Source organism: Methylobacterium sp. D53M (assembly GCF_053345625.1).
On the sequence record NZ_JBKFAL010000032.1, the window covers coordinates 35,445 to 54,809 of the forward strand.

The 19,365-nt window shown below is 73.3% G+C and carries 17 protein-coding genes; 13 read left to right on the top strand and 4 right to left on the bottom strand.

Annotation, left to right across the window (positions count from 1 at the left end):
• The first annotated feature begins 18 nt into the window (after positions 1-18).
• Genes ACLBYG_RS27945 through ACLBYG_RS27960 form a run of 4 tightly spaced genes read left to right on the top strand, consistent with a single transcriptional unit; the run spans position 19 to position 4,385 of the window.
• The gene (locus ACLBYG_RS27945; protein ID WP_020093623.1) at positions 19-1,656 is read left to right on the top strand and encodes an ABC transporter ATP-binding protein; all 1,638 of its coding nucleotides are present in this window, start codon (positions 19-21) and stop codon (positions 1,654-1,656) included.
• 2 nt (positions 1,657-1,658) lie between these two features.
• The gene (locus tag ACLBYG_RS27950; protein ID WP_447683629.1) at positions 1,659-2,879 is read left to right on the top strand and encodes a phosphopentomutase; all 1,221 of its coding nucleotides are present in this window, start codon (positions 1,659-1,661) and stop codon (positions 2,877-2,879) included.
• Positions 2,880-2,891: 12 nt separating this feature from the next.
• Complete coding sequence (locus tag ACLBYG_RS27955; RefSeq protein WP_447683630.1) at positions 2,892-3,083, top strand: DUF1192 domain-containing protein; 192 nt, start codon at positions 2,892-2,894, stop codon at positions 3,081-3,083.
• Positions 3,084-3,086: 3 nt separating this feature from the next.
• Positions 3,087-4,385 carry a leucine-rich repeat-containing protein kinase family protein gene (locus ACLBYG_RS27960; protein WP_447683631.1) on the top strand — a complete coding sequence of 433 codons (1,299 nt, stop codon included), beginning with the start codon at positions 3,087-3,089 and terminating at the stop codon, positions 4,383-4,385.
• 39 nt (positions 4,386-4,424) lie between these two features.
• Here ACLBYG_RS27960 and ACLBYG_RS27965 read toward each other — a convergent pair whose 3' ends face one another.
• Positions 4,425-5,024, bottom strand: a complete 600-nt coding sequence (locus ACLBYG_RS27965) for a cysteine hydrolase family protein (protein ID WP_103985426.1) — start codon at positions 5,022-5,024, stop codon at positions 4,425-4,427.
• Positions 5,025-5,195: 171 nt separating this feature from the next.
• On the opposite strand from ACLBYG_RS27965, the gene ACLBYG_RS27970 reads away from it, so the two are divergent.
• From ACLBYG_RS27970 to ACLBYG_RS27980, 3 genes are all read left to right on the top strand, one after another.
• The gene (locus ACLBYG_RS27970; RefSeq protein WP_447683632.1) at positions 5,196-6,185 is read left to right on the top strand and encodes a lytic transglycosylase domain-containing protein; all 990 of its coding nucleotides are present in this window, start codon (positions 5,196-5,198) and stop codon (positions 6,183-6,185) included.
• An 83-nt stretch (positions 6,186-6,268) separates the two neighbouring features.
• Positions 6,269-7,171 carry an alpha/beta hydrolase gene (locus ACLBYG_RS27975; RefSeq protein WP_012317814.1) on the top strand — a complete coding sequence of 301 codons (903 nt, stop codon included), beginning with the start codon at positions 6,269-6,271 and terminating at the stop codon, positions 7,169-7,171.
• A gap of 126 nt (positions 7,172-7,297) precedes the next feature.
• Positions 7,298-8,623, top strand: coding sequence for an O-antigen ligase family protein (locus ACLBYG_RS27980; protein WP_447683633.1), 1,326 nt, complete (start codon positions 7,298-7,300; stop codon positions 8,621-8,623).
• Positions 8,624-8,985: 362 nt separating this feature from the next.
• Here the strand turns inward: ACLBYG_RS27980 and ACLBYG_RS27985 are convergent, their stop codons facing one another.
• Together ACLBYG_RS27985 and ACLBYG_RS27990 are read right to left on the bottom strand one after the other, a co-directional pair.
• A complete protein-coding gene (locus ACLBYG_RS27985) occupies positions 8,986-10,743 on the bottom strand; it encodes an outer membrane protein assembly factor BamB family protein (protein WP_447683634.1) in 1,758 nt (585 codons plus the stop codon).
• A 59-nt stretch (positions 10,744-10,802) separates the two neighbouring features.
• A complete protein-coding gene (locus ACLBYG_RS27990) occupies positions 10,803-11,336 on the bottom strand; it encodes an ankyrin repeat domain-containing protein (RefSeq protein ID WP_020093615.1) in 534 nt (177 codons plus the stop codon).
• A gap of 134 nt (positions 11,337-11,470) precedes the next feature.
• Here ACLBYG_RS27990 and ACLBYG_RS27995 point away from each other — a divergent pair, with 134 nt between their 5' ends.
• Entirely contained in the window at positions 11,471-11,689 is a 219-nt protein-coding gene (locus tag ACLBYG_RS27995) for a hypothetical protein (RefSeq protein ID WP_427508107.1), read from the top strand.
• A gap of 16 nt (positions 11,690-11,705) precedes the next feature.
• Here the strand turns inward: ACLBYG_RS27995 and uvrB are convergent, their stop codons facing one another.
• Complete coding sequence (gene uvrB, locus ACLBYG_RS28000) at positions 11,706-14,459, bottom strand: excinuclease ABC subunit UvrB (protein WP_447683635.1); 2,754 nt, start codon at positions 14,457-14,459, stop codon at positions 11,706-11,708.
• A 301-nt stretch (positions 14,460-14,760) separates the two neighbouring features.
• On the opposite strand from uvrB, the gene ACLBYG_RS28005 reads away from it, so the two are divergent.
• The 5 genes from ACLBYG_RS28005 to ACLBYG_RS28025 form a co-directional block, all read left to right on the top strand.
• Positions 14,761-15,378 (top strand): hypothetical protein, encoded by a 618-nt coding sequence (locus tag ACLBYG_RS28005; RefSeq protein ID WP_056525429.1) that lies wholly within the window; start codon positions 14,761-14,763, stop codon positions 15,376-15,378.
• Positions 15,365-15,754 carry a transcriptional regulator gene (locus tag ACLBYG_RS28010; RefSeq protein ID WP_020093611.1) on the top strand — a complete coding sequence of 130 codons (390 nt, stop codon included), beginning with the start codon at positions 15,365-15,367 and terminating at the stop codon, positions 15,752-15,754. Before ACLBYG_RS28005 ends, ACLBYG_RS28010 begins: the two co-directional genes overlap by 14 nt.
• Before the next feature lie 76 nt (positions 15,755-15,830).
• Complete coding sequence (locus ACLBYG_RS28015; protein ID WP_042674708.1) at positions 15,831-16,553, top strand: di-trans,poly-cis-decaprenylcistransferase; 723 nt, start codon at positions 15,831-15,833, stop codon at positions 16,551-16,553.
• A gap of 43 nt (positions 16,554-16,596) precedes the next feature.
• Positions 16,597-17,820, top strand: a complete 1,224-nt coding sequence (gene coaBC / locus ACLBYG_RS28020) for a bifunctional phosphopantothenoylcysteine decarboxylase/phosphopantothenate--cysteine ligase CoaBC (RefSeq protein WP_447683636.1) — start codon at positions 16,597-16,599, stop codon at positions 17,818-17,820.
• Positions 17,821-18,124: 304 nt separating this feature from the next.
• Positions 18,125-19,365: HAMP domain-containing protein (locus ACLBYG_RS28025; RefSeq protein ID WP_447683637.1), on the top strand; the 1,241-nt coding region annotated here is incomplete at its 3' end.

The window sequence follows — 19,365 nt, forward strand, 5'->3', positions numbered from 1 at the left end:
GCGCGCTATAAGGGGCTCATGTCAGAGGCCGATCCCCAGCCGCTCCTCGCCGTCGAGGACCTCTCCGTGGCGTTCCGCGCGCGGGAGGGCGAGACCGTGGCGGTCGACGGCGTCTCCTTCACCATCCGCCGGGGCGAGACCGTCGCGCTCGTGGGCGAATCGGGGTCCGGCAAGTCGGTGACCGCGCTGGCGATCCTGCGCCTCCTCGACCCCGCGGCCCGCCAGGACGGGCGGATCCTGTTCGCGGGCCGCGACCTCGCGCGGCTGCCCGAGCGGGCGATGCGGGACGTGCGCGGCGCCGACATCACCATGGTGTTCCAGGAGCCGATGACTTCGCTGAACCCGCTCCACACAATCGAGCGGCAGATCGGCGAGGTGCTCGGCCTGCACCGCGGCCTCGCCGGCAAGGCGGCCCGCCGCCGGATCCTGGAGCTTCTGGAACTCGTGGGCCTGCGCGACGCCGAGCGGCGCATGGGCGCCTACCCGCACGAGCTCTCCGGAGGCCAGCGCCAGCGCGTGATGATCGCCATGGCGCTCGCCTGCGAGCCGGACCTCCTGGTCGCCGACGAGCCGACCACGGCCCTCGACGTGACCGTGCAGGCGCAGATCCTGGCGCTGCTCGCCGACCTGCAGAAGCGCCTCGGCATGGCGATGCTGTTCATCACCCACGATCTCGGCATCGTCGAGCGGATCGCCGACCGCGTCTGCGTGATGCTGAAGGGCAAGATCGTGGAGGCCGGCGCCACCAAGGCCGTCTTCGCGGATCCGCAGCACGCGTACACGCGCCGCCTGATCGCCTCCGAGCCGAAGGGCCGGGCCAACCCCGTCCCGGCCGACGCCGCCCCGCTCCTGGAGGCCGGCCCCCTGAAGGTCTGGTTCCCGCTGAAGTCGGGCCTGCTCCGGCGCGTCACCGGCCACGTCAGGGCCGTGGACGGCGTCTCCCTGCGGGTCCGGACCGGCGAGACCATCGGCGTCGTCGGCGAGTCCGGCTCGGGCAAGACAACCCTCGGCCTCGCCCTCCTGCGGCTCACGGGCTCGGAAGGCCCGATCGTCTTCCTCGGCAAGGCGATCGACGGCTACGGCGCGGCGCAGATGCGCCCGCTGCGGAAGGACATGCAGGTCGTCTTCCAGGATCCCTACGGCTCCCTGTCGCCGCGCATGTCGGTGGCCGACATCGTCGCCGAGGGACTGGTGGTCCAGGGCACGGCGCGCTCCCGGGCGGAGCGCCGGGCCGTGGTCGCCAAGGCGCTCACCGATGTCGGGCTCGATCCGGCCGCCATGGACCGCTACCCGCACGAGTTCTCCGGCGGCCAGCGCCAGCGCATCGCCATCGCGCGGGCGATGGTGCTCAATCCCCGCTTCGTCGTCCTCGACGAGCCGACCTCGGCCCTCGACCGCTCGGTCCAGGCGCAGATCGTGACCCTGCTGCGCGACCTCCAGCGCGAGCGGGGCCTCGCCTACCTGTTCATCAGCCACGACCTGAAGGTGGTGCGGGCGCTCGCCAACTACGTGATCGTCATGCAGAACGGCCGCGTGGTCGAGGAGGGCGCCGCGGAGACGATCTTCGCGAACCCCCAGACGCCCTACACCCGCGCCCTGTTCAAGGCCGCCTTCGCCCTCGAGAGCGACGCCCCCGCCGAGCTGGAGCCCGCCTGACCGTGGCGCGGGCGCTCATCATCGTCCTCGATTCCGTGGGCATCGGCGGGGCCCCGGACGCGGACCGCTACGGCGATGCCGGGTCCGACACGCTGGGGCACATCGCCGAGCGCTGCGCGGAGGGCCGCGGTGACCGGGCGGGGCTGCGCGCGGGCCCCCTGCGCCTGCCCCACCTCGCCGAACTCGGGCTCGGCCTGGCGGCCGCCGGGGCCTCGGGCCGGATCCCGCCGCACCTCGCCCCGGCCGGCCCGCCGCGCGGCGCCTACGGCCACGCGGTGGAGACGGCCGCCGGCAAGGACACGCCCTCCGGCCACTGGGAGATCGCCGGCCTGCCCCTGACCGAGCCCTGGGGGCATTTCCCCGAGACCCGGCCGGCCTTCCCGCCGGAGCTGACGCGCGCGCTCGTGGCCGAGGGCGGACTTCCGGGCATCCTGGGTGATTGCCACGCGCCGGGCGTCGCGATCATCGACGCGCTGGGCGCCGAGCATCTCCGGACCGGCCGGCCGATCTGCTACACCTCGGCCGACAGTGTGTTCCAGATCGCCGCCCACGAGGAGGCGTTCGGGCTGGAGCGGCTCTACGACCTGTGCCGGGTGGCGCGCCGCCTGTGCGACCCCTACCGCGTCTGCCGGGTGATCGCCCGGCCCTTCGTCGGCTCGCCGGAGGCGGGCTTCCGCCGGACCGGCAACCGCAAGGATCTCGCCGTCGCCCCGCCCGGGCGCACGCTGCTCGACCGCGCCGAGGCGGCCGGCCGCGCGGTCGTGAGCGTCGGCAAGATCGGCGACATCTTCGCCCACCGCGCCACCGGGCGCGAGATCAGGCCGGGCCCGAACGCGGCCTGCGTGACCGCGGGCCTCGACGCGCTGGCGACGCTGCCGGAGGGCGGCCTGATCTTCGTCAACCTCGTCGATTTCGACACGGAGCACGGCCACCGCCGGGACGTGCCGGGCTACGCCGCGGAGCTGGAGGCGTTCGACGCCCGGATCCCCGAGATCCTGGCGGCGCTGGCGCCGGGCGACCTCGCGGTGATCACGGCCGACCACGGCAACGATCCGACCTGGACCGGGACCGACCACACCCGCGAGCAGGTCCCGGTCCTGGCCTTCGGCCCCGGCGTGGCCGGCCGGCCGATCGGCCGGCGGGAGACCTTCGCGGATATCGGCGCCACCGTGGCGGCCCATCTCGGCCTCGCCTGGGACGGGGCCGGAACACCGTTCCTGTAGGGAGGACACGACGTGCGGGACGACGACGACCGGCCGCGCAAGGCCGTGGCCCACGAGATCGGGCAGCCCCTCGACACGCTCTCGCTCGGGGATCTCGACGAGCGCGTCGCGCTCCAGCGCGCCGAGATCGCCCGGCTCGAGGCGGCGCGGGCCGCCAAGCAGGCGGCGCAGGGCGCGGCCGACGCCTTCTTCAAGCGGGGCTGAGGCTTGGACCGGCGCGAAACCCTCGCCGCCCTGCGGCGCGGCGATCTCGGCGGCGCGCGCGAGCTGCGGCTGCCCGACGGCCTGACGGAGGTGCCGCCCGAGGTCTTCGCCCTCGCCGACACCCTCGAGGTGCTCGATCTCGGCCGGGGCAGCCTCACCGACCTGCCGGACGATCTCGGCCGCCTCCACCGCCTGCGCGTGCTGTTCTGCTCCGGCAACCCGTTCGCGCGCCTGCCGCCGGTGCTCGGCGCCTGCCCGGCGCTGAGCCAGCTGGGCTTCCGCGGCTGCGGCATCCGCGAGGTCCCGGCGGAGTCGCTGCCGCGCGACCTGCGCTGGCTGACCCTGACCGACAACGCGATCGCGGAGCTGCCCGCCGCCCTCGGCGAGCGGCCGCGCCTGCAGAAGCTGATGCTGGCGGGCAACCGGCTCACGGCGCTGCCCGACAGCCTGTCGGGAGCGGACGATCTCGAGCTGATCCGGCTCGCCTGCAATCGCCTCGCGGCACTCCCGCCCTGGCTCGCGCGCCTGCCCCGCCTCGCCTGGATCGCCTATGCCGGCAACCCCGCCGAGCCGGCGACGGCGCCGGTCGCGGCCCCCGCGGTGCCGTGGGCCGACCTCGCCGTCGGCGACCTGCTCGGCGAGGGCGCCTCGGGGCGCGTCCACCGGGCGCGGTGGCGGGGGCCGGCCGGCGGGGAGGACGTGGCCCTGAAGCTGTTCAAGGGCGCGATGACCAGCGACGGCCTGCCCGAGCGGGAGATGGAGGCCTGCCTCGCCGCCGGGACGCACCCGGCCCTCACGGGCGCGCTCGGCCGGCTCGAGGGCCATCCCGAAGGTGCCCGCGGCCTGCTGCTCCGGCTCCTGCCGGCGCACTGGCGCGCGCTCGCCGGGCCGCCGAGCCTCGCGAGCTGCAGCCGCGACGTCTACGACCCGGACCTGCGCCTCGGCGCCGACACGGTCCTGCGGATCGCCCGCGCCGTGGCCGAGGCGGTGGCACACCTGCACGGGCGGGGCCTGCTGCACGGCGACGTCTACGCCCACAACACGCTCTGGGATGCCGGGACCGGCGCGGCCGTGCTCAGCGACTTCGGCGCCGCCTCGGCTCTGCCGGACGGGCCGCTCGGCGCGGCCCTGGCGCGGGTCGAGGTCCGCGCCGTCGGCATCCTGATCGGCGAGCTGCTCGACCGATGCGCGGCGCCGCCGGACTCCCTGCGCGCCCTGGCGCAGGCCTGCGCCGGGCCGGATCCCGACGGGCGGCCGGGCCTCGGGGCGGTGATCGCCGAGATCGAGCGGCTCCAGGCCTGATCGCGCGGCCTCGACCGGTGCCGGGAGCGGTCCGCTGTCTCAGTCGGGGATATCGCCCTGCCCGCGCGCGATCACGGCGAACAGGTCGCCGAGGGCCGCGAGGCTCGCGGCCTGGAGCTGGGCCGCCGGCACCACGGCGCCGTCCGGCCCGGGCAGGTCCCGCGTCGCCGTGGCGGCCGCCACGACGGTGGGGCGGAACCCGAGGTTGAAGGCGCTCCGGGCGGTGGAGTTGACGCACATATGCGTCATGAAGCCCGCCAGGACGACGTCCTTCACGCCGATCTGCTCGAGCCGCGCCTGGAGGTCGGTGCCCACGAAGGAGCTCGGATAGGCCTTGGTGATCACCGGCTCGTCGCCCTGCGGCGCCACCTCCGGGCTGATCTGGCCGATCGGGGCGGTCACGTCGTAGGGCGAGCCCGGCCCGGCATCGTGGCGGACATGGATCACCGGGATCCCGGCCTCGCGCGCCCGTCGCAGGAGCGCCGCCGCCTCCCGGAGCGCGGGCTCGACGCCGTCGAGCCGCATCACGCCCTCCCGGTAGGTCTGCTGCAGGTCGATCATCACGAGCGCCGAGCCCCTGAGCGGGGCCGGCGCGGGGCTCAGGCCGGACAGGCCGCGCAGGGTTGCCGGATCGGACATCGGCGGTTCCTCCCATCGGGCCGCGTCGGAGGCGGCTCTCTGAGCCCGGGACGCTACGACGGCGCGGCCCGGTCGCGCCAGTGTGCAAAGGTGCAACGCTCGCGCGCCGGGGCCGGATGTTCCCCCAGGAAGGTTGGCCGTGCGGATTGATCCTACCCCGCGCGTCGCTACATGCGCGGCGTGACCGTCCCGCCCCTGCGCCTCGGCGCGCTGCTCCTCGCCCTCGCCTGCGCGCAGCCGGCCGCGGCCGCCCCGTCCGAGGGGGCGACCGAGACCGTCGAGCAGGCCCTGTGCCGCCTCATCGACGACTCGGCCAAGGCCCGCGGCCTGCCGGTGCCGTTCCTGACGCGCCTGATCTGGCGCGAGAGCAGTTTTCGCGTCGGGGTGGTGAGCCCGGCCGGCGCGCAGGGCGTCGCGCAGTTCATGCCCGGGACCGCCCGGGAGCGCGGCCTCCTCGACCCGTTCGATCCCGAGCAGGCGATCCCGCACGCGGCCCACCTGCTCGCCGACCTGAGGACCCAGTTCGGCAATCTGGGCCTCGCCGCCGCGGCCTATAACGGCGGCGCCGCGCGGGTGAGCAAGTGGCTCGCCGGCGACGGCGGCCTGCCCGCCGAGACGCGGGCCTACGTGGCCAATATCACGGGCCAGCCGGTGGACGACTGGCGGACCGGCCCCGGCAAGGCGATCGAGTTCCCGGAGGGCGGCGCGCCCGCCAAGTCCGACGGCAGGTCCGACAGCAAGTCCGAGGCGAAGGGTGAGAAGGACGCGACGGACCAGAAGGAGGCCAAGGGGGAGGCCAAGAGGGAGACCAAGCCGGAAGCGCCGCAGACCTGCCTGCAGGTCACCGCCAGCCTGCGCGTCCCGTCGCGCGGCGACCGCTTCGCCCTCGGCCTCAACGAGGGGCCGGCCGCCCCCTGGGGCATCCAGCTCGCCGGCAACTTCTCCAAGGCTCTGGCGCTGCAGAGCTTCAACCGCGCGCGGAGCGCCTACGCGGGGGTGATCGGCGAGGTGCGGCCGATGATCATCGGCACGCGCCTGCGCAACCGCGGGACCCGCGCCTTCTACCGGATCCGCATCCCGGCGCAGAGCCGGCAGGCGGCCGACGACCTGTGCGGCCGCATCCGCAAGGTCGGCGGCGCCTGCTTCGTGCTGCGGACCTGATTTTTCGTGATCCGCCCCGAGAGCGTCATCAATCCGCCCCGAGGGCGGTGCGGTATGGCCCGGTCGGGACAACCGGATGGGATATGACACGTCTCCTCACCGCGCTCGCTAGCCTCCTCTGCCTCGGGCTCGCCGCGTTCGGCTTCACCGCTGCCTCGCCGCTCGCGCTGTTCGACGCGATCGGCCCGCGCGATCCGGGGGGGCGGCTCGCCGCGAAGGACCAGCCCTTCGGCGAGGGTCCGCGGCGGCGGCTCGACGTCTACGTTCCCACCGCGGGCGCCGAGAACGCGCCGGTCCTGGTGTTCTTCTACGGCGGTTCCTGGCAGAGCGGCGCCAAGGACGACTACGCCTTCGTCGGGCACGCCCTCGCGGCGCAGGGCTTCGTCACGGTGCTGCCCGATTACCGGCTCTACCCGGAGGCGCCGTTCCCCGGCTTCCTCGAGGACGGCGCCGAGGCCATCGCGTGGGTGCGCGACAACATCGCCGGCTACGGCGGCGACCCGCGCCGCATCGTGCTCGCCGGCCACTCGGCGGGCGCCTACAACGCCGTGATGCTCGGCCTCGACCCGCGCTACGTGATCGCCGCCGGGGTCGATCCCAAGGTGATCAAGGCCGTCGCCGGCCTGTCTGGTCCCTACGACTTCCTGCCGTTCGACCAAGACACCACCGTCAAGGTGTTCGGCAAGGCGCCCGATCCGGAGGCCACGCAGCCCGTCGCCTTCGCGGGCCCGCTCTCGCCCCCCGCCTTCCTGGCGACCGGCGACGCCGACACCGTGGTGAAGCCGCGGCACACGGTCAGCCTCGCCGCCAAGCTGCGGGCCGAGCACGTCCCGGTCCAGGAGCGGCTCTACCCGGGCCTCGACCACAAGGACACGCTGCTGGCGCTGTCCGTCACCTTCCGCTCGAAGGCGCCGGAACTGGCCGAGATGGCGTCCTTCCTGATGCGGCAATCCGCCGGCCGCTCGCAGTACACGATGCGGCGCTGACCCCGCCGGGACCGCGTCAAGGTTATCGCGCGATCGCGGGGTGCAACATCTGATTTTCCATCGCCCCGCTCCTGCGGGCCGCTAGAATGGTCTCGGCCGCGCGGCGCGGCCTCGCGGTGGGACGGCATGGCTTCTGCGGACGCGGCGATCGGGATCCCGGCCGACGGGCGGCAGCGCGGCGTCGCTGGCCGCGACGTGCCGGACGTTCTGCGCGTGCTCCTGAATGGGGCCGTCTTCGTCCTGCTCTGGAACCACGTCTGGCTGAAGGACCTGTCCGACCGGTCGATGCTCGCGGCCTCCGAGGACGGCAGCCTGCTGACGCAGATCCTGTTCCTCAGCGCCGGCGCCGCTATGGCGGCGGCGATCCACCGGATCGGCGTGCGCCACCTCCGCCCCCTGGTGACCCGCCCCCTCGTGCTCTGCGCCCTCTGGCTCGGGGCGACGGCGCTGCTCTCCGTCGAGCCGAGCCTGTCGCTGCGGCGGCTCGCGCTCTTCGCCATCGCGGCGATGCTCTCGGCGGGCGTGCTGATCGTGGCCCGCTCGCCCCGCCAGCTGGCGCTGACCATGGCCGGGTCCGCCCTGGTCATCGTGCTCGCCTCCTACCTCGCGGTCGCCTTCGTGCCGAACCTCGCGATCCACTCGGCCTTCGACGTCAATTCCGATCCGAGCCATCCGGGCCTCTGGCGTGGGATCTTCCCGCAGAAGAACGAGGCCGGTGCCGCCATGGTGATCCTGGTGATCGTGGGCCTCTACGTCGCCAGGGTGGCGAGCCGCGTCCTCGGCTGGGCGATCGTGCTCCTGGCGGCCGGGTTCCTGGTGGCGAGCGGCTCCAAGACCGCGATCCTGCTCCTGCCGGTGATCCTCGCCGTGACCGGCCTGTGCCAGGTCCTGACCGGCGGGTTCCTGCGCCGCCTGCTGCTCCTCGGCCCGGTGATCGGGTTCTCGCTGATCTCGATCGGCTCGGTGCTGGCGCCGCCGATCCAGGAGGCGGTGGGCTCGCTGCTCACCGACGCGACCTTCACGGGCCGCAGCGAGATCTGGCAGTTCGCCATCGACAACATCATGATCCGGCCCTGGCGCGGCTGGGGGATCGGCGCCTTCTGGATGACCGAGCGGACCATGTATGCCGGCTCCGAAGCGCTGACCTGGGTCAACACCGTCGATCACGCCCACAACGCCTATCTCGACACCGCGCTGATCGGCGGCCTGCCGTTCCTCGCCCTGACCGTCGTGGCCTTCGTGCTCGCCCCGGTGCGCGACCTGCAGCGCGTGGCCGGCGGGACGCGCCTCGACGCGGAGACCCTGCTGTTCCTGAGGCTGTGGTTCCTCGGGCTGGTCTCGGCCTCCTTCGAGACGGTGCTCTACAACGGCAACAACGCCACCTGCTGCATGTTCATGATGGCGGTGTTCGGCCTGCGCCTGCGCACCCGCTACGCCGTCGCGGCGGGCTGAAGCGCCCCGGGCGCCCGGACATCACGCGCCGGCCGCGGAAGGCCGCGCGTCGTGAGCGTACCCGTCCCGGCCTGCCTCCTCGAACGTCTCCGTCCCCCGTCCGCGAGGCTTCTGTCCGATAGCGGACGGCAACAACTTGTCCGGGAAACTGTTGGTCGGCATTCGCGCGGAGATTCTGCATGCCGGGCAGGGCTCGTTTCGCTTGGACTGACGTGACGTTCGCGCTGGGCGTGAGCGCCCTGTGCGCGCTGTCCCTCTTCGTGGCCCAATAGCCAAGGGACCGCGCCGGGGCGTCCCGTCCCGCCGCAGCGTCGAGAGTCCGGCGCGCCGCGACATCCGTCCGCGCTGTGGGCCGGCCGCGGTCAATCGGGCAGTGCGAAGACCAGCAGCGCGTCGCCGGTTCCGAAGCCCGACGCCTTGGTGAACGAGGCACCGCCCGCCGCCACCGCGACGTACTGCTTGCCGTCCAGCGCGTAGGTCATCGCCGGCCCGCTGATGCCGGCCCCGCACTGGAAGCGCCAGAGAATCCGGCCGTCCCGCGCGTCGTGGGCGTCGAGATGGCCGTCCTCCTCGCCCGAGAAGACGAGCCCGCCGGCGGTCGCCAGGGTGCCCCCGGAGAGGCGGCTCGCGCCGCGCACCGACCACGCGATCCGGCCGCCGTCCGCGAGATCGACGGCCGTGAGCGTGCTGAAGGACGGCTCGCCCCTGGCCTCCCCGGTCTCCGTGTAGCGGATCTCCGGACGCCCCGCGGCGGCCGGCACGGTCTTCACCGTGTAGGTCGTCGCCCCGTGGCGGACCTGCACGTAAGCGCGCGTCCCGTCATAGGCGGTGGGCGGCCACGAGACCGCGCCGAGCGGGCCGGGCGCCACCACGGTGCCCTGCGGGGTCGGCGGCGCGAACAGGTTCTTCTGCTCGATCAGCGGGGCCGAGCGCGCGAGCAGCTTCCCCGTGGCGCGGTCGTGGACGTAGATCCAGCCGGTCTTGCTCGCCGAGGCCACCGCCCTGGCGCCGCCCGGCATGTCCAGCAGGAAGGGCGGCGCGGCGACGTCGTAGCCCCACTCGTCGTGCGGCACCTGCTGGTAGTACCAGCGCAGCTTCCCGGTCTTCACGTCGAGGGCGACGAGGCACATCGTGTAGAGGTTGTCCCCCGGGCGCGACAGGCCGAAATTCTGCGGCGCCGGGTTGCCGGTGCCGAGAAAGATCAGGCCGAGATCGGGGTCGTAGGCGGGCGTCATCCAGAGGGAGCCGCCGCCCACCCGCCAGGCATCGCGGTTGGCGGGGGCCGCCGCCTTCTCGGCGGCGATGTCGCGGTGGAGCGGCGTGCCGTCGGCGGTCTTCTCCACGAAGCCGCCCTCCCAGCCCTCCGAGGGCGTCACGTACCAGCGCCATCGTTCCTCGCCGGTCCTCGCGTCGTAGGCCGCGAGCCAGCCGCGCCGCCCGTATCCGCCCTCGATGCCGACCACCGAGCCGCCGTCGAGGCCGCCCGCCTCGTCCTCGATGTGGAGGCCGTAGCCGGCGCCGGTGACGCCGACGATGACGAGCCCGTCGGCGACGAGCGGCGGCATCTTGAAGCCGAGGCGGCTCGAACCCTGGACGGGCTTGCCGCCGAGGGTCGCGGCGAGGCCCGAGGCGGTCTCGGTCTCGCCCTCCTCCGGGCGCACCGCCTCCTTCTCCCAGACGATCCGACCGGTCCTAGCGTCCAGGGCGATCAGCTGCCCGTCCATGGTCGCCTCGAAGACGAGGCCCCCCGACACCGCGACCCCGCGGTTGGAGGGCGGGCCGAAGATCTTCTCGGTGCGCGGCTTGTGGGTGTAGGTCCAGAGCGGCTTGCCGGTCTTCGCGTCGAGGGCGGCGACGTTGTTCTGCGTCGTGGAGACGTAGAGGGTGCCGTCCACCATCACCGGCTGGGCCTGGAAGTAGCCGGTGACCCCGGTCTGGAAGATCCAGGCGGGACGCAGCCGGCCGACCGTGTCGCGGTTGATCTGGGTCAGCTCGGAGAAGTTGCGGTTGCTCGGGTCGTGCCCGAAGGCCGGCCAGGGCGTCTCGGCGGCCGAGGCCGAACCGAGGGACGCGGGTCCTGCAAGGCAGGCCAGCAGGGCGGCCCCGATCCATCGCGACAAAACTGTGCTCCCGTGTGCGGCGCCCGTCGCGCCCGAACAGGTCTTCTCGCGACGCGGCCTCACGCCTGCCGCCGGGGCGCCCCGTCGAGCTGCGCCGGCGTCGCCTGGGCGCCCATCGCCCGGGCCATGTCGGCGGCGCTCTGGCCGGAGGCGTCGCGGCGATCCGGGTCGGCGCCGTGCTGGAGGAGCAGGTCGACCATCTCGGTGCGGTCGAACATGGCCGCGGTCATCAGCGCCGTGCGGGTGCCGTCGCCGGTCCCGTCCACCGCGGCCCCATGCCGGAGCAGGAGCTGCGCGACGGCGAGGTCGTTCTTGAAGGCCGCCCCGGCGAGCGGCGTCTGGCCGCGGTCGTTGGCGAGTTCCGGGTCGCCGCCGGCCTCCAGGATCACCCGGGCGGCCTCCGCCTGACCGTTATAGGCGGCGAGCATCAGCAGGCTGTCGCCCTTGTCGTTGCGCAGGTTCGCCGGCAGCCCCTGCCCGAACAGGTCGGCGAGCTCCTCGGCGTGGCCCATCCGCGCGTACTGGAAGACCCGGCCCGCGAAGGCCAGGGTCTCGTCGTCGAGGGTCGGGGGCGGGTTCGTCTCTGAGGCCATCGCGTGCTCGTCACTCATCGCGGCTGATCTGGGCCGCTGCGGCATCGACGTCCAGCGGCCGGGGGAACAGTTTCGTCGCCTGGCTCGTTCCAGCCGCCTATCCGGGCCAGGCCCGGCGTCTCCGGAGCGCGACGATGCCCCGACCGTTTGAGCCCTACGCCGACGCGCTGCGCACCGCCCGCGAGATCGTGCGCGAGCAGGCGGGGACCGTCGTCGAGGCGGCGGTCCGCGCGGATTCCAACGCCTACGACGAGGCCTGCCACGTCCTCGTGGTCCGGATCGCGCAGGCCATCGTCGATGCCGGCGAGGCCGGGTCGGGACACGGCCTCGGCCGCGGCAGCGAGGCCGCCTGAGGTCCCGGCGGCCGGGTCAGCCCCGCCGTCGCCCACCGCCGCCCTTGTACTTGGGCTTCTGACCGCCGAGCCCCTGCGTCGAGCGCGGCTTCGGCCGCTCCTGCCAGACCGGCGCCGCGCCGCCCACCGGCAGCTCCCGGTCCGTCCCCGGGCCCATATTGTCGAGGTCGGGCCTGGCGATGCGGCTGCCCCCGCGCGGCGGCTTCCGGCCGAACTTGCCGGCCTCGCGCTCCACGTCGCCCTGCCGGGCCATCGGGTCGTCGGAGACCAGCAGCTCGGTCGCCTGGAGACGCTTCAGCTCGTCGCGCAGCCGCGCCGCCTCCTCGAAGTCCAGGTCGGCGGCGGCCGCCCGCATGCGCTTCTCGAGGTCCGCCATCACGGCCTTGAGATTGTGGCCCACCGTGATCGCGTCCTTGGCGAGCCCGGTATCGACCTGCACGTGGTCGCGCTCGAACACGCTGCTCAGGATGTCGGCGATCCCGCGCTTCACGCTCTGCGGCGTGATCCCGTGCTCCGCGTTGTAGGCGAGCTGCTTGGCGCGTCGGCGCTCGGTCTCGGCCATCGCCCGCTCCATCGAGCCGGTGATATTGTCCGCGTAGAGGATGCAGCGCGCGTCGGCGTTGCGGGCGGCGCGGCCGATCGTCTGGATCAGCGAGGTCTCCGAGCGGAGGAAGCCCTCCTTGTCGGCATCGAGGATCGCCACCAGGGCGCATTCCGGGATGTCGAGGCCCTCGCGCAGCAGGTTAATGCCGATCAGGACGTCGAAGGCGCCGAGCCGCAGGTCGCGGATGATCTCGATCCGCTCCAGCGTGTCGATGTCGGAGTGCATGTAGCGCACCCGCACGCTGTTCTCGTGCAGGTACTCGGTGAGGTCCTCGGCCATGCGCTTGGTGAGCGTGGTGACGAGGGTCCGGTAGCCGGCCTGCGCCACCTCGCGGACCTCGCCCAGCAGGTCGTCCACCTGGCTGCGGGCCGGGCGCACCTCGATCACCGGGTCGACCAGGCCGGTCGGGCGGATGACCTGCTCGGCGAAGACGCCGCCGGTCTGCTCCATCTCCCACTTGCCGGGCGTCGCCGAGACGTGGACCGTCATCGGCCGCATCGCGTCCCATTCCTCGAAGCGCAGCGGCCGGTTGTCGAGGCAGGAGGGCAGCCGGAAGCCGTACTCCGCGAGCGTCGCCTTGCGGCGGAAGTCGCCCCGGTACATGCCGCCGATCTGCGGCACGGTGACGTGGCTCTCGTCGGTGAAGACCAGGGCGTTGTCGGGCAGGTACTCGAACAGGGTCGGCGGCGGCTCGCCGGGCTTCCGGCCGGTGAGGTAGCGGGAGTAGTTCTCGATGCCGTTGCAGGCGCCGGTCGCCTCGATCATCTCGATGTCGAAGGTGCAGCGCTGGTCGATCCGCTGCGCCTCGATCAGCCGGCCCATCTTGGTCAGCTCCTCGATCCGGCCCTTCAGCTCGTGCTTGATGCCCTTGATCGCCTGCTGCAGCGTCGGGCGCGGCGTGACGTAGTGCGAGTTGGCGTAGACCTTCACGAATTTCAGCTCGGAGATCGTCTTGCCGGTGAGCGGGTCGAACTCGACGATGCTCTCGACCTCGTCGCCGAACAGGCCGATCCGCCAGCCGCGATCCTCCAAGTGGGCCGGCCACAGCTCGATTGAATCGCCGCGGACCCGGAAGGTGCCGCGGGCGAAGTCGGACTGGATCCGCTTGTACTGCAGGGCCACGAGGTCGGCGATCAGCTGGCGCTGCTCGATCCGCTCGCCCAGGCTCACGGTGAACGACATCGCCGTGTAGGTCTCGACCGAGCCGATACCGTAGATGCACGAAACCGAGGCGACGATGATGACGTCGTCCCGCTCCAGCAGGGCGCGGGTCGCGGCGTGGCGCATCCGGTCGATCTGCTCGTTGATCGACGATTCCTTCTCGATGAACGTGTCGGAGCGCGGGACGTAGGCCTCGGGCTGGTAGTAGTCGTAGTAGGAGACGAAGTACTCGACCGCGTTGTCGGGGAAGAACGCCTTGAACTCCCCGTAGAGCTGCGCGGCCAGCGTCTTGTTGGGCGCGAGGATCAGCGCCGGGCGCTGCGTCTCCTCGATGATCTTGGCCATCGTGAAGGTCTTGCCCGAGCCGGTGACGCCGAGCAGCACCTGGTCGCGCTCCAGCGCCTGCACGCCGCCGACGAGCTCGGCGATCGCCCGGGGCTGGTCGCCGGCCGGGGTGAAGTCCGACTTGAGCGTGAACCGGACGCCGCCCTCGGATTTCTGCGGCCGCTCCGGCCGGTGGGGCGTCCAGGTCTTGCCGTCCTTGAACAGCGGGTTGCCCTCGGTGAGCAGCCGCTCGAGCGCGCTCACCGTCGCCGAGGCGCCGCCGTCGCCGCCGGGATCCGGCAGATCGGCGCCCTCCGGCGCGGGGCCGTCCTCGGGCGGCGTCAGGCCGAGCGCCTGCGCCAGACGGGGGTCGACATCGGCCGCGTCGCCGAGCGCGTAGCCGGCCTGGGGCGCCTCCGCGAAGCCGTCGCGGGCGATCTCGGCCCTCCGGGTCGCGGCCGCGGGCACCCCGTCCTTCGGGTTGCCCTTCCTGCCCCCCGCCTTGCGGCCCGGCCGTGCCGGCGCCTCGGGGGGCGGCTCGACGGTGGCCGGACGGTTCCGGTTGAGCGCCGGGTTCAGAAGCTCCGCCAGATAGGTGTCCAGGGGCTTCAGCTCGGGCTTCGACGCCTTGGCGGACGTGGCCGTCACGGAGGCGGCGCGCGGTTTCTTCGGTGCGGGCATGAGAACAATATGGGCCCGGATCGCGCTCCGAGAAACCCTGCGCGGGTGCGGTTTGACGGCTTTCGTCCGCCGCCGGCCATGCCGAGGACCGGCCGCGGAGCGCCGTGGCGTTCCACTAAAGACGGTGTGGCGAATACAACCGATAGGTAGAATTCACCCGGGGGCGAACTCGACCGCGGTCCCGGATGCTGAGAAGATCGGCATGCGCGCGCGGAAATCGGCTTGCGGTGGGCCGACCCCGTCGATACTTTGCGGTGCAAAGTGGGGTGTGCGGCATGCTGCGGCCGGGGGCTTGAGGCACATGCAGGACCTGGACAAGGCGCTGGCCGACATCGTGGCCATCCGCTCGCAGATCGCCCGCGACACGGCGTTCCGCGGCTTGGGCGCGGCGACGGTCGCCGGCACCGGCGGCCTCGCGCTCGCCTGCGCGGCGGGGCAGGCCCTGTGGCTCGGCGATCCCGCGGCGCGGCCGGGCCTGTTCTTCGGCCTCTGGATCGCGGCGGCCCTCGCGGCCTTCGCGATGATCGGCGTCGAGGCGGTCCGGCGCAGCCGGCGCCTGCATTCCGGCCTCGCCGACGCGATGGTGTGGAACGCCATCGAGGTGTTCCTACCGGCCGCGGGCGCGGGGGCCTGCCTCGCCCTGGTCATCGCCCGCTTCGCGCCCGGCGAGGTCTGGATGCTGCCGGGTCTCTGGCAGGTGCTGGTCGGCCTCGGCCTCTTCGCCTCGGCGCGGATCCTGCCCCGGGCGGTCCAGGGCGTCGGGGCCTGGTACCTGCTCGCCGGCCTCGCCGTCCTGGCGGTCTCGGCCGAGACGCGGGCCCTGTCGCCCTGGACGATGGGCCTGCCCTTCCTGATCGGCCAGGCGTGGCTGGCCGGGATCATCCATCACGGGGCCCGGGCCTTCGATGACGACCGCTGACCGTTCCGAGGGGCGCTTCTCCTACGAGGGGCTCGACAGGATCATCCACGAGCGGGCGCGCCTGAGCGTGCTGACCTCCCTGGTGGCGCACCCGAAGGGGCTGCCCTTCCCGGATCTCAAGCGGCTGTGCGGGCTGACCGACGGCAATCTCAGCCGCCATCTGGCCGTTCTGAGCGAGGCGGATCTGGTGAGCCTCGAGAAGCGCTTCGCGCAGAATCGGTCGCAGACGATCTGCCGCCTCACGGCGGTCGGGCGTCGGCGCTTCATCGGCTATCTCGGCGTGCTGGAGCAGGTGGTGCGCGACGCCGCGGAGGCGGCCGAGCGCGGCCCCGAGTCCGGTGTCCGCGGCCTCGATCCGGCCACGAAAACGGCGTGAGACCGCCCGTCCCGCCGGGAATGTTAATCCCGTTTCGATAGACCTCTACGCCACGCCCATGCCGGGAGACTTTACGATGCAAAGCGAAGCGGTGCCGGGAGCCCTGCACGCCGCGATCATCATGGACGGCAACGGGCGCTGGGCGACGCAACGCGGCCTGCCGCGGCTGGCCGGCCACCATCGGGGCGTCGAGGCGATCCGCCGCACCGCCGAGGCGTGCCCGGATCACGGCATCGGCACGCTCACGCTGTACGCCTTCTCGGCGGACAACTGGCAGCGGCCGGCCGAGGAAGTCGGCGGCCTGATGCGGCTCCTGCGCTCGTACCTGCGCAACGAGACCCAGCGCCTCGCCCGCACCGGCACCCGTCTCAGCGTCGTCGGTCGGCGCGACCGTCTGCCCGACGGCATCCCCCAGGCGATCGCGGCCGCCGAGGCCGCCACGGCGGGGGGGACCCGGCTGCATCTGCGGATCTGCGTCGACTACTCGGCCCGCGACGCGATCATCGCGGCGGCGCAGCGCCTCGCCGGCGAGGAGCCGACGCGCGAGAGCTTCGGCAAGTTGGTGGCCGGTCCGATGCACGGCTCGCCGGTGGATGTCGACCTGCTGATCCGCACCGGTGGCGAGCGCCGCCTCTCCGACTTCATGCTGTGGGAGGCGGCCTACGCCGAGCTGCTGTTCACCGAGCGGATGTGGCCCGATTTCGGGCCCGACGACCTCGCCGAGGCCGTGGCCGAGTTCGGCCGCCGGGAGCGCCGGTTCGGCGGCCTGAAGGCGCCGGCCGTCCCGGCCGCCGCCTGAGGCGGCTTGACGCGCGCGCGCCGGCGCGCAGAGGGTCGGCGGCATGACCGAGACCCTCGCCCATCGCCGCGTCCTCCTCGTCATCGGCGGCGGCATCGCGGCCTACAAGGCCCTCGACCTGATCCGGCGGCTGCGCGAGCGGGGCGCCAGCGTCTGCCCGGTCCTGACCGCGGGGGCGCAGGAATTCGTGACGCCGCTGGCGGCGGCCGCGCTCGCCGGTGAGCGGGCGCATACCGACCTGTTCGACCGCGCCTCCGAGGCCGAGATCGGCCACATCAAGCTCGCCCGTCAGGCCGATGCCGTGGTGGTGGCGCCCGCGACCGCCAACCTGATGGCCCGCATGGCCGGCGGTCACGCGGCCGACCTCGCGACCACGGTCTTGCTGGCCACGACCCTGCCGATCCTGATCGCGCCGGCCATGAACGTCCAGATGTGGGCGCACCCCGCCACCCGCCGGAACCGCGCGGTCTTGGAGGGCGACGGCGTCCGGATCGTCGGGCCGAATGCCGGCCGGATGGCCGAGCCCGAATCCGGGCCCGGCCGGATGGCCGAGCCCAACGAGATCGCCGACGCGCTGGAGCGGATGCTCGGCGCGCCGGCGGGGGACAGACCCCTGGCCGGCCGGCGCGTGCTCGTGACCTCGGGCCCCACCCACGAACCGATCGACCCCGTCCGCTACATCGCCAACCGCTCCTCGGGCCGCCAGGGCCACGCCATCGCGGCCGCCGCCGCCGCGGCCGGCGCCGCCGTGACCCTGGTCTCCGGGCCGGTGTCGCTGCCCGACCCGCCGGGCGTCGCCGTCGTGCGGGTCGAGACCGCCCGGCAGATGCTGGCCGCCGTCGAGGAAGCGCTGCCGGCCGACATCGCGGTCTTCGCCGCCGCGGTCGCCGACTGGCGCCCGGAGCAGGAGGCGGGCAGCAAGAAGATCAAGAAGGACGGCACCGGGCCGGCGCCGATGCCGCTGGTCGAGAACCCCGACATCCTCGCCACGATCGCGCGCCTGCCGGCCGGGCGCCCGCCCCTCGTGGTCGGGTTCGCGGCCGAGACAGACACGGTGGTCGAGCACGCCCGGGCGAAGATCGCCCGGAAGGGCTGCGACCTCATTGTGGCCAACGACGTGTCGGCCGAGGGCGGCGTCATGGGCGGCGTCGACAACACGGTGCACCTGATCCGGCGGGACGGCGCGGTGGAGACTTGGCCGCGCCTCGGCAAGGACGAGGTCGCCCGGCGGCTCGTCGCCCATTTCGCCGCGCTTCTGGCCGGCTGACGCGGCGCCCCCCGAGAGGGACGCGGGACCCCTCGGACGACGCGCCGTTCCGAGCGTGAGTGTCGTTGCGCACAGGGAAGATAAAAGTGTTTCTGCAAAAAATCCACGTCCGATCGATTGGTGGCCGAGAATATCTGCGCTTGTGCCCGACCATTATCCGGTCGTTTTGCAGATAAATAATTCGGAAAGGGAAATTTTAAGACAGTTCTGTGCCTGAGTCCGCTCGCATTGTCCCGGCTGTGCGGGGAAAAACTTGCTATGATCTGGTATGCCCGACCGATCGGGCGACCGGAGCCGAGGCACGATGCGCGTAGGGGACCTGTCCATCCGGACGACCATGAGCCTCGTCCTCGTCGTCATGGCCACGATCATGCTCGGCTTCGCGACGGGCACCGTGCGGGAGGCGCGGCAGCACGCCGCCGAGGCCGAGCGGGTCATCGCGCTGGTGCAGGCGAGCCGCGCCCTCCTCCAGACGCTGAACGTGACCCGGTTCGAGCGGGGCGCGACGCTGCAGTTCCTCGCCGCCGCCGAGCCCGTCGAGGCCGAGACCCGCGCGTCGCTCTACGCCGACCGGCAGCGGGCCATCGCGGGGCTCGCCGCGGCCCGGCCGCTCCTCGACGGCCTCGAACTCCCCGCCGTGGCGGCGACCGTCGGCCGGCTGCACGAGGCGAGCGGCCGCCTCGACCGCCTCCGGCCGCGGGTCGACGCCGCCCTGGACGTGCCGGGCGCGCGTCGCGACGGCGCGGTGACGGCGGAGGCCAGGGCCGCCCTCCAGGCCATGCTCGATGCCCTGATCGCCACGAGCGACGCCGTGGACGCCGCGATCCCGCTGTCCGACGGGCTCCTCCGGCGCGACCTCGCCCTGAAGCGGGCGGCGTGGGCGACGCGCATGGCCAACGGCGCCGTCGCGCTGCGCGTGCAGACATCCCTGGCGGCCGGGGTGTCCTGGTCGCTGGACGAGACCGTCGCGGCCGCCGAGGAGCGGGGACGGCTCGACGCGGCCTGGAACGCGGCGATCGAGGCCGCGGCCGAGGCGTCCGGGACGGTCCAGGCCGCGTTCCGGCGGGCCCGGGAGAACAATTTCGAGGGCGCCCCCCTCGCCCGCCGGCGCGCCGTGGCGCAGGCCCTGGCTCGCGGCGCGCCGCCGGGCCTGACGCTCGCCCAGGCGCGCAAGCTCGACACGCCCGAGCAGGTGACCCTCGTCGACCTCGCCTTCGTCTGCCTCGACGAGATGGTCGCGCGGGCCGAGGCCCTGTCGGGCGCCGCGCGGAGCACCCTGTGGCGCGACGGGGCGGCCCTGGTCGCGACCCTGCTGCTCGTCGCTCTCGGGCTGCTCGCCCTGTTCCGCGGCGTGCTCCGGCCGATCCGGCGGATCACCGCGGCCATGGAGGCCCTCGCGGCCGGGGATTCCGCCATTGCCGTCCCGGGCCTGCGGCGGCGCAACGAGATCGGCGCCATGGCGGCGGCCGTGCAGGTGTTCAAGGACAACCTGATCCGCACCCGGCAGCTGGAGGCCGAGGCCGAGGCGGCGCGGCAGGACGCGGA

Excerpts from the sequence above, each read along its gene's own strand:
- ACLBYG_RS27945 (WP_020093623.1), top strand. The coding sequence starts at position 19 with ATGTCAGAGGCCGATCCCCAGCCGCTCCTCGCCGTCGAGGACCTCTCC.
- ACLBYG_RS27965 (WP_103985426.1), bottom strand. The coding sequence starts at position 5,024 with ATGTCCGATCCGGCAACCCTGCGCGGCCTGTCCGGCCTGAGCCCCGCG.
- ACLBYG_RS27970 (WP_447683632.1), top strand. The coding sequence starts at position 5,196 with ATGCGCGGCGTGACCGTCCCGCCCCTGCGCCTCGGCGCGCTGCTCCTC.
- ACLBYG_RS27975 (WP_012317814.1), top strand. The coding sequence starts at position 6,269 with ATGACACGTCTCCTCACCGCGCTCGCTAGCCTCCTCTGCCTCGGGCTC.
- ACLBYG_RS27980 (WP_447683633.1), top strand. The coding sequence starts at position 7,298 with ATGGCTTCTGCGGACGCGGCGATCGGGATCCCGGCCGACGGGCGGCAG.
- ACLBYG_RS27990 (WP_020093615.1), bottom strand. The coding sequence starts at position 11,336 with ATGGCCTCAGAGACGAACCCGCCCCCGACCCTCGACGACGAGACCCTG.
- ACLBYG_RS27995 (WP_427508107.1), top strand. The coding sequence starts at position 11,471 with ATGCCCCGACCGTTTGAGCCCTACGCCGACGCGCTGCGCACCGCCCGC.
- uvrB (WP_447683635.1), bottom strand. The coding sequence starts at position 14,459 with ATGCCCGCACCGAAGAAACCGCGCGCCGCCTCCGTGACGGCCACGTCC.
- ACLBYG_RS28005 (WP_056525429.1), top strand. The coding sequence starts at position 14,761 with ATGCAGGACCTGGACAAGGCGCTGGCCGACATCGTGGCCATCCGCTCG.
- ACLBYG_RS28010 (WP_020093611.1), top strand. The coding sequence starts at position 15,365 with ATGACGACCGCTGACCGTTCCGAGGGGCGCTTCTCCTACGAGGGGCTC.
- ACLBYG_RS28015 (WP_042674708.1), top strand. The coding sequence starts at position 15,831 with ATGCAAAGCGAAGCGGTGCCGGGAGCCCTGCACGCCGCGATCATCATG.
- coaBC (WP_447683636.1), top strand. The coding sequence starts at position 16,597 with ATGACCGAGACCCTCGCCCATCGCCGCGTCCTCCTCGTCATCGGCGGC.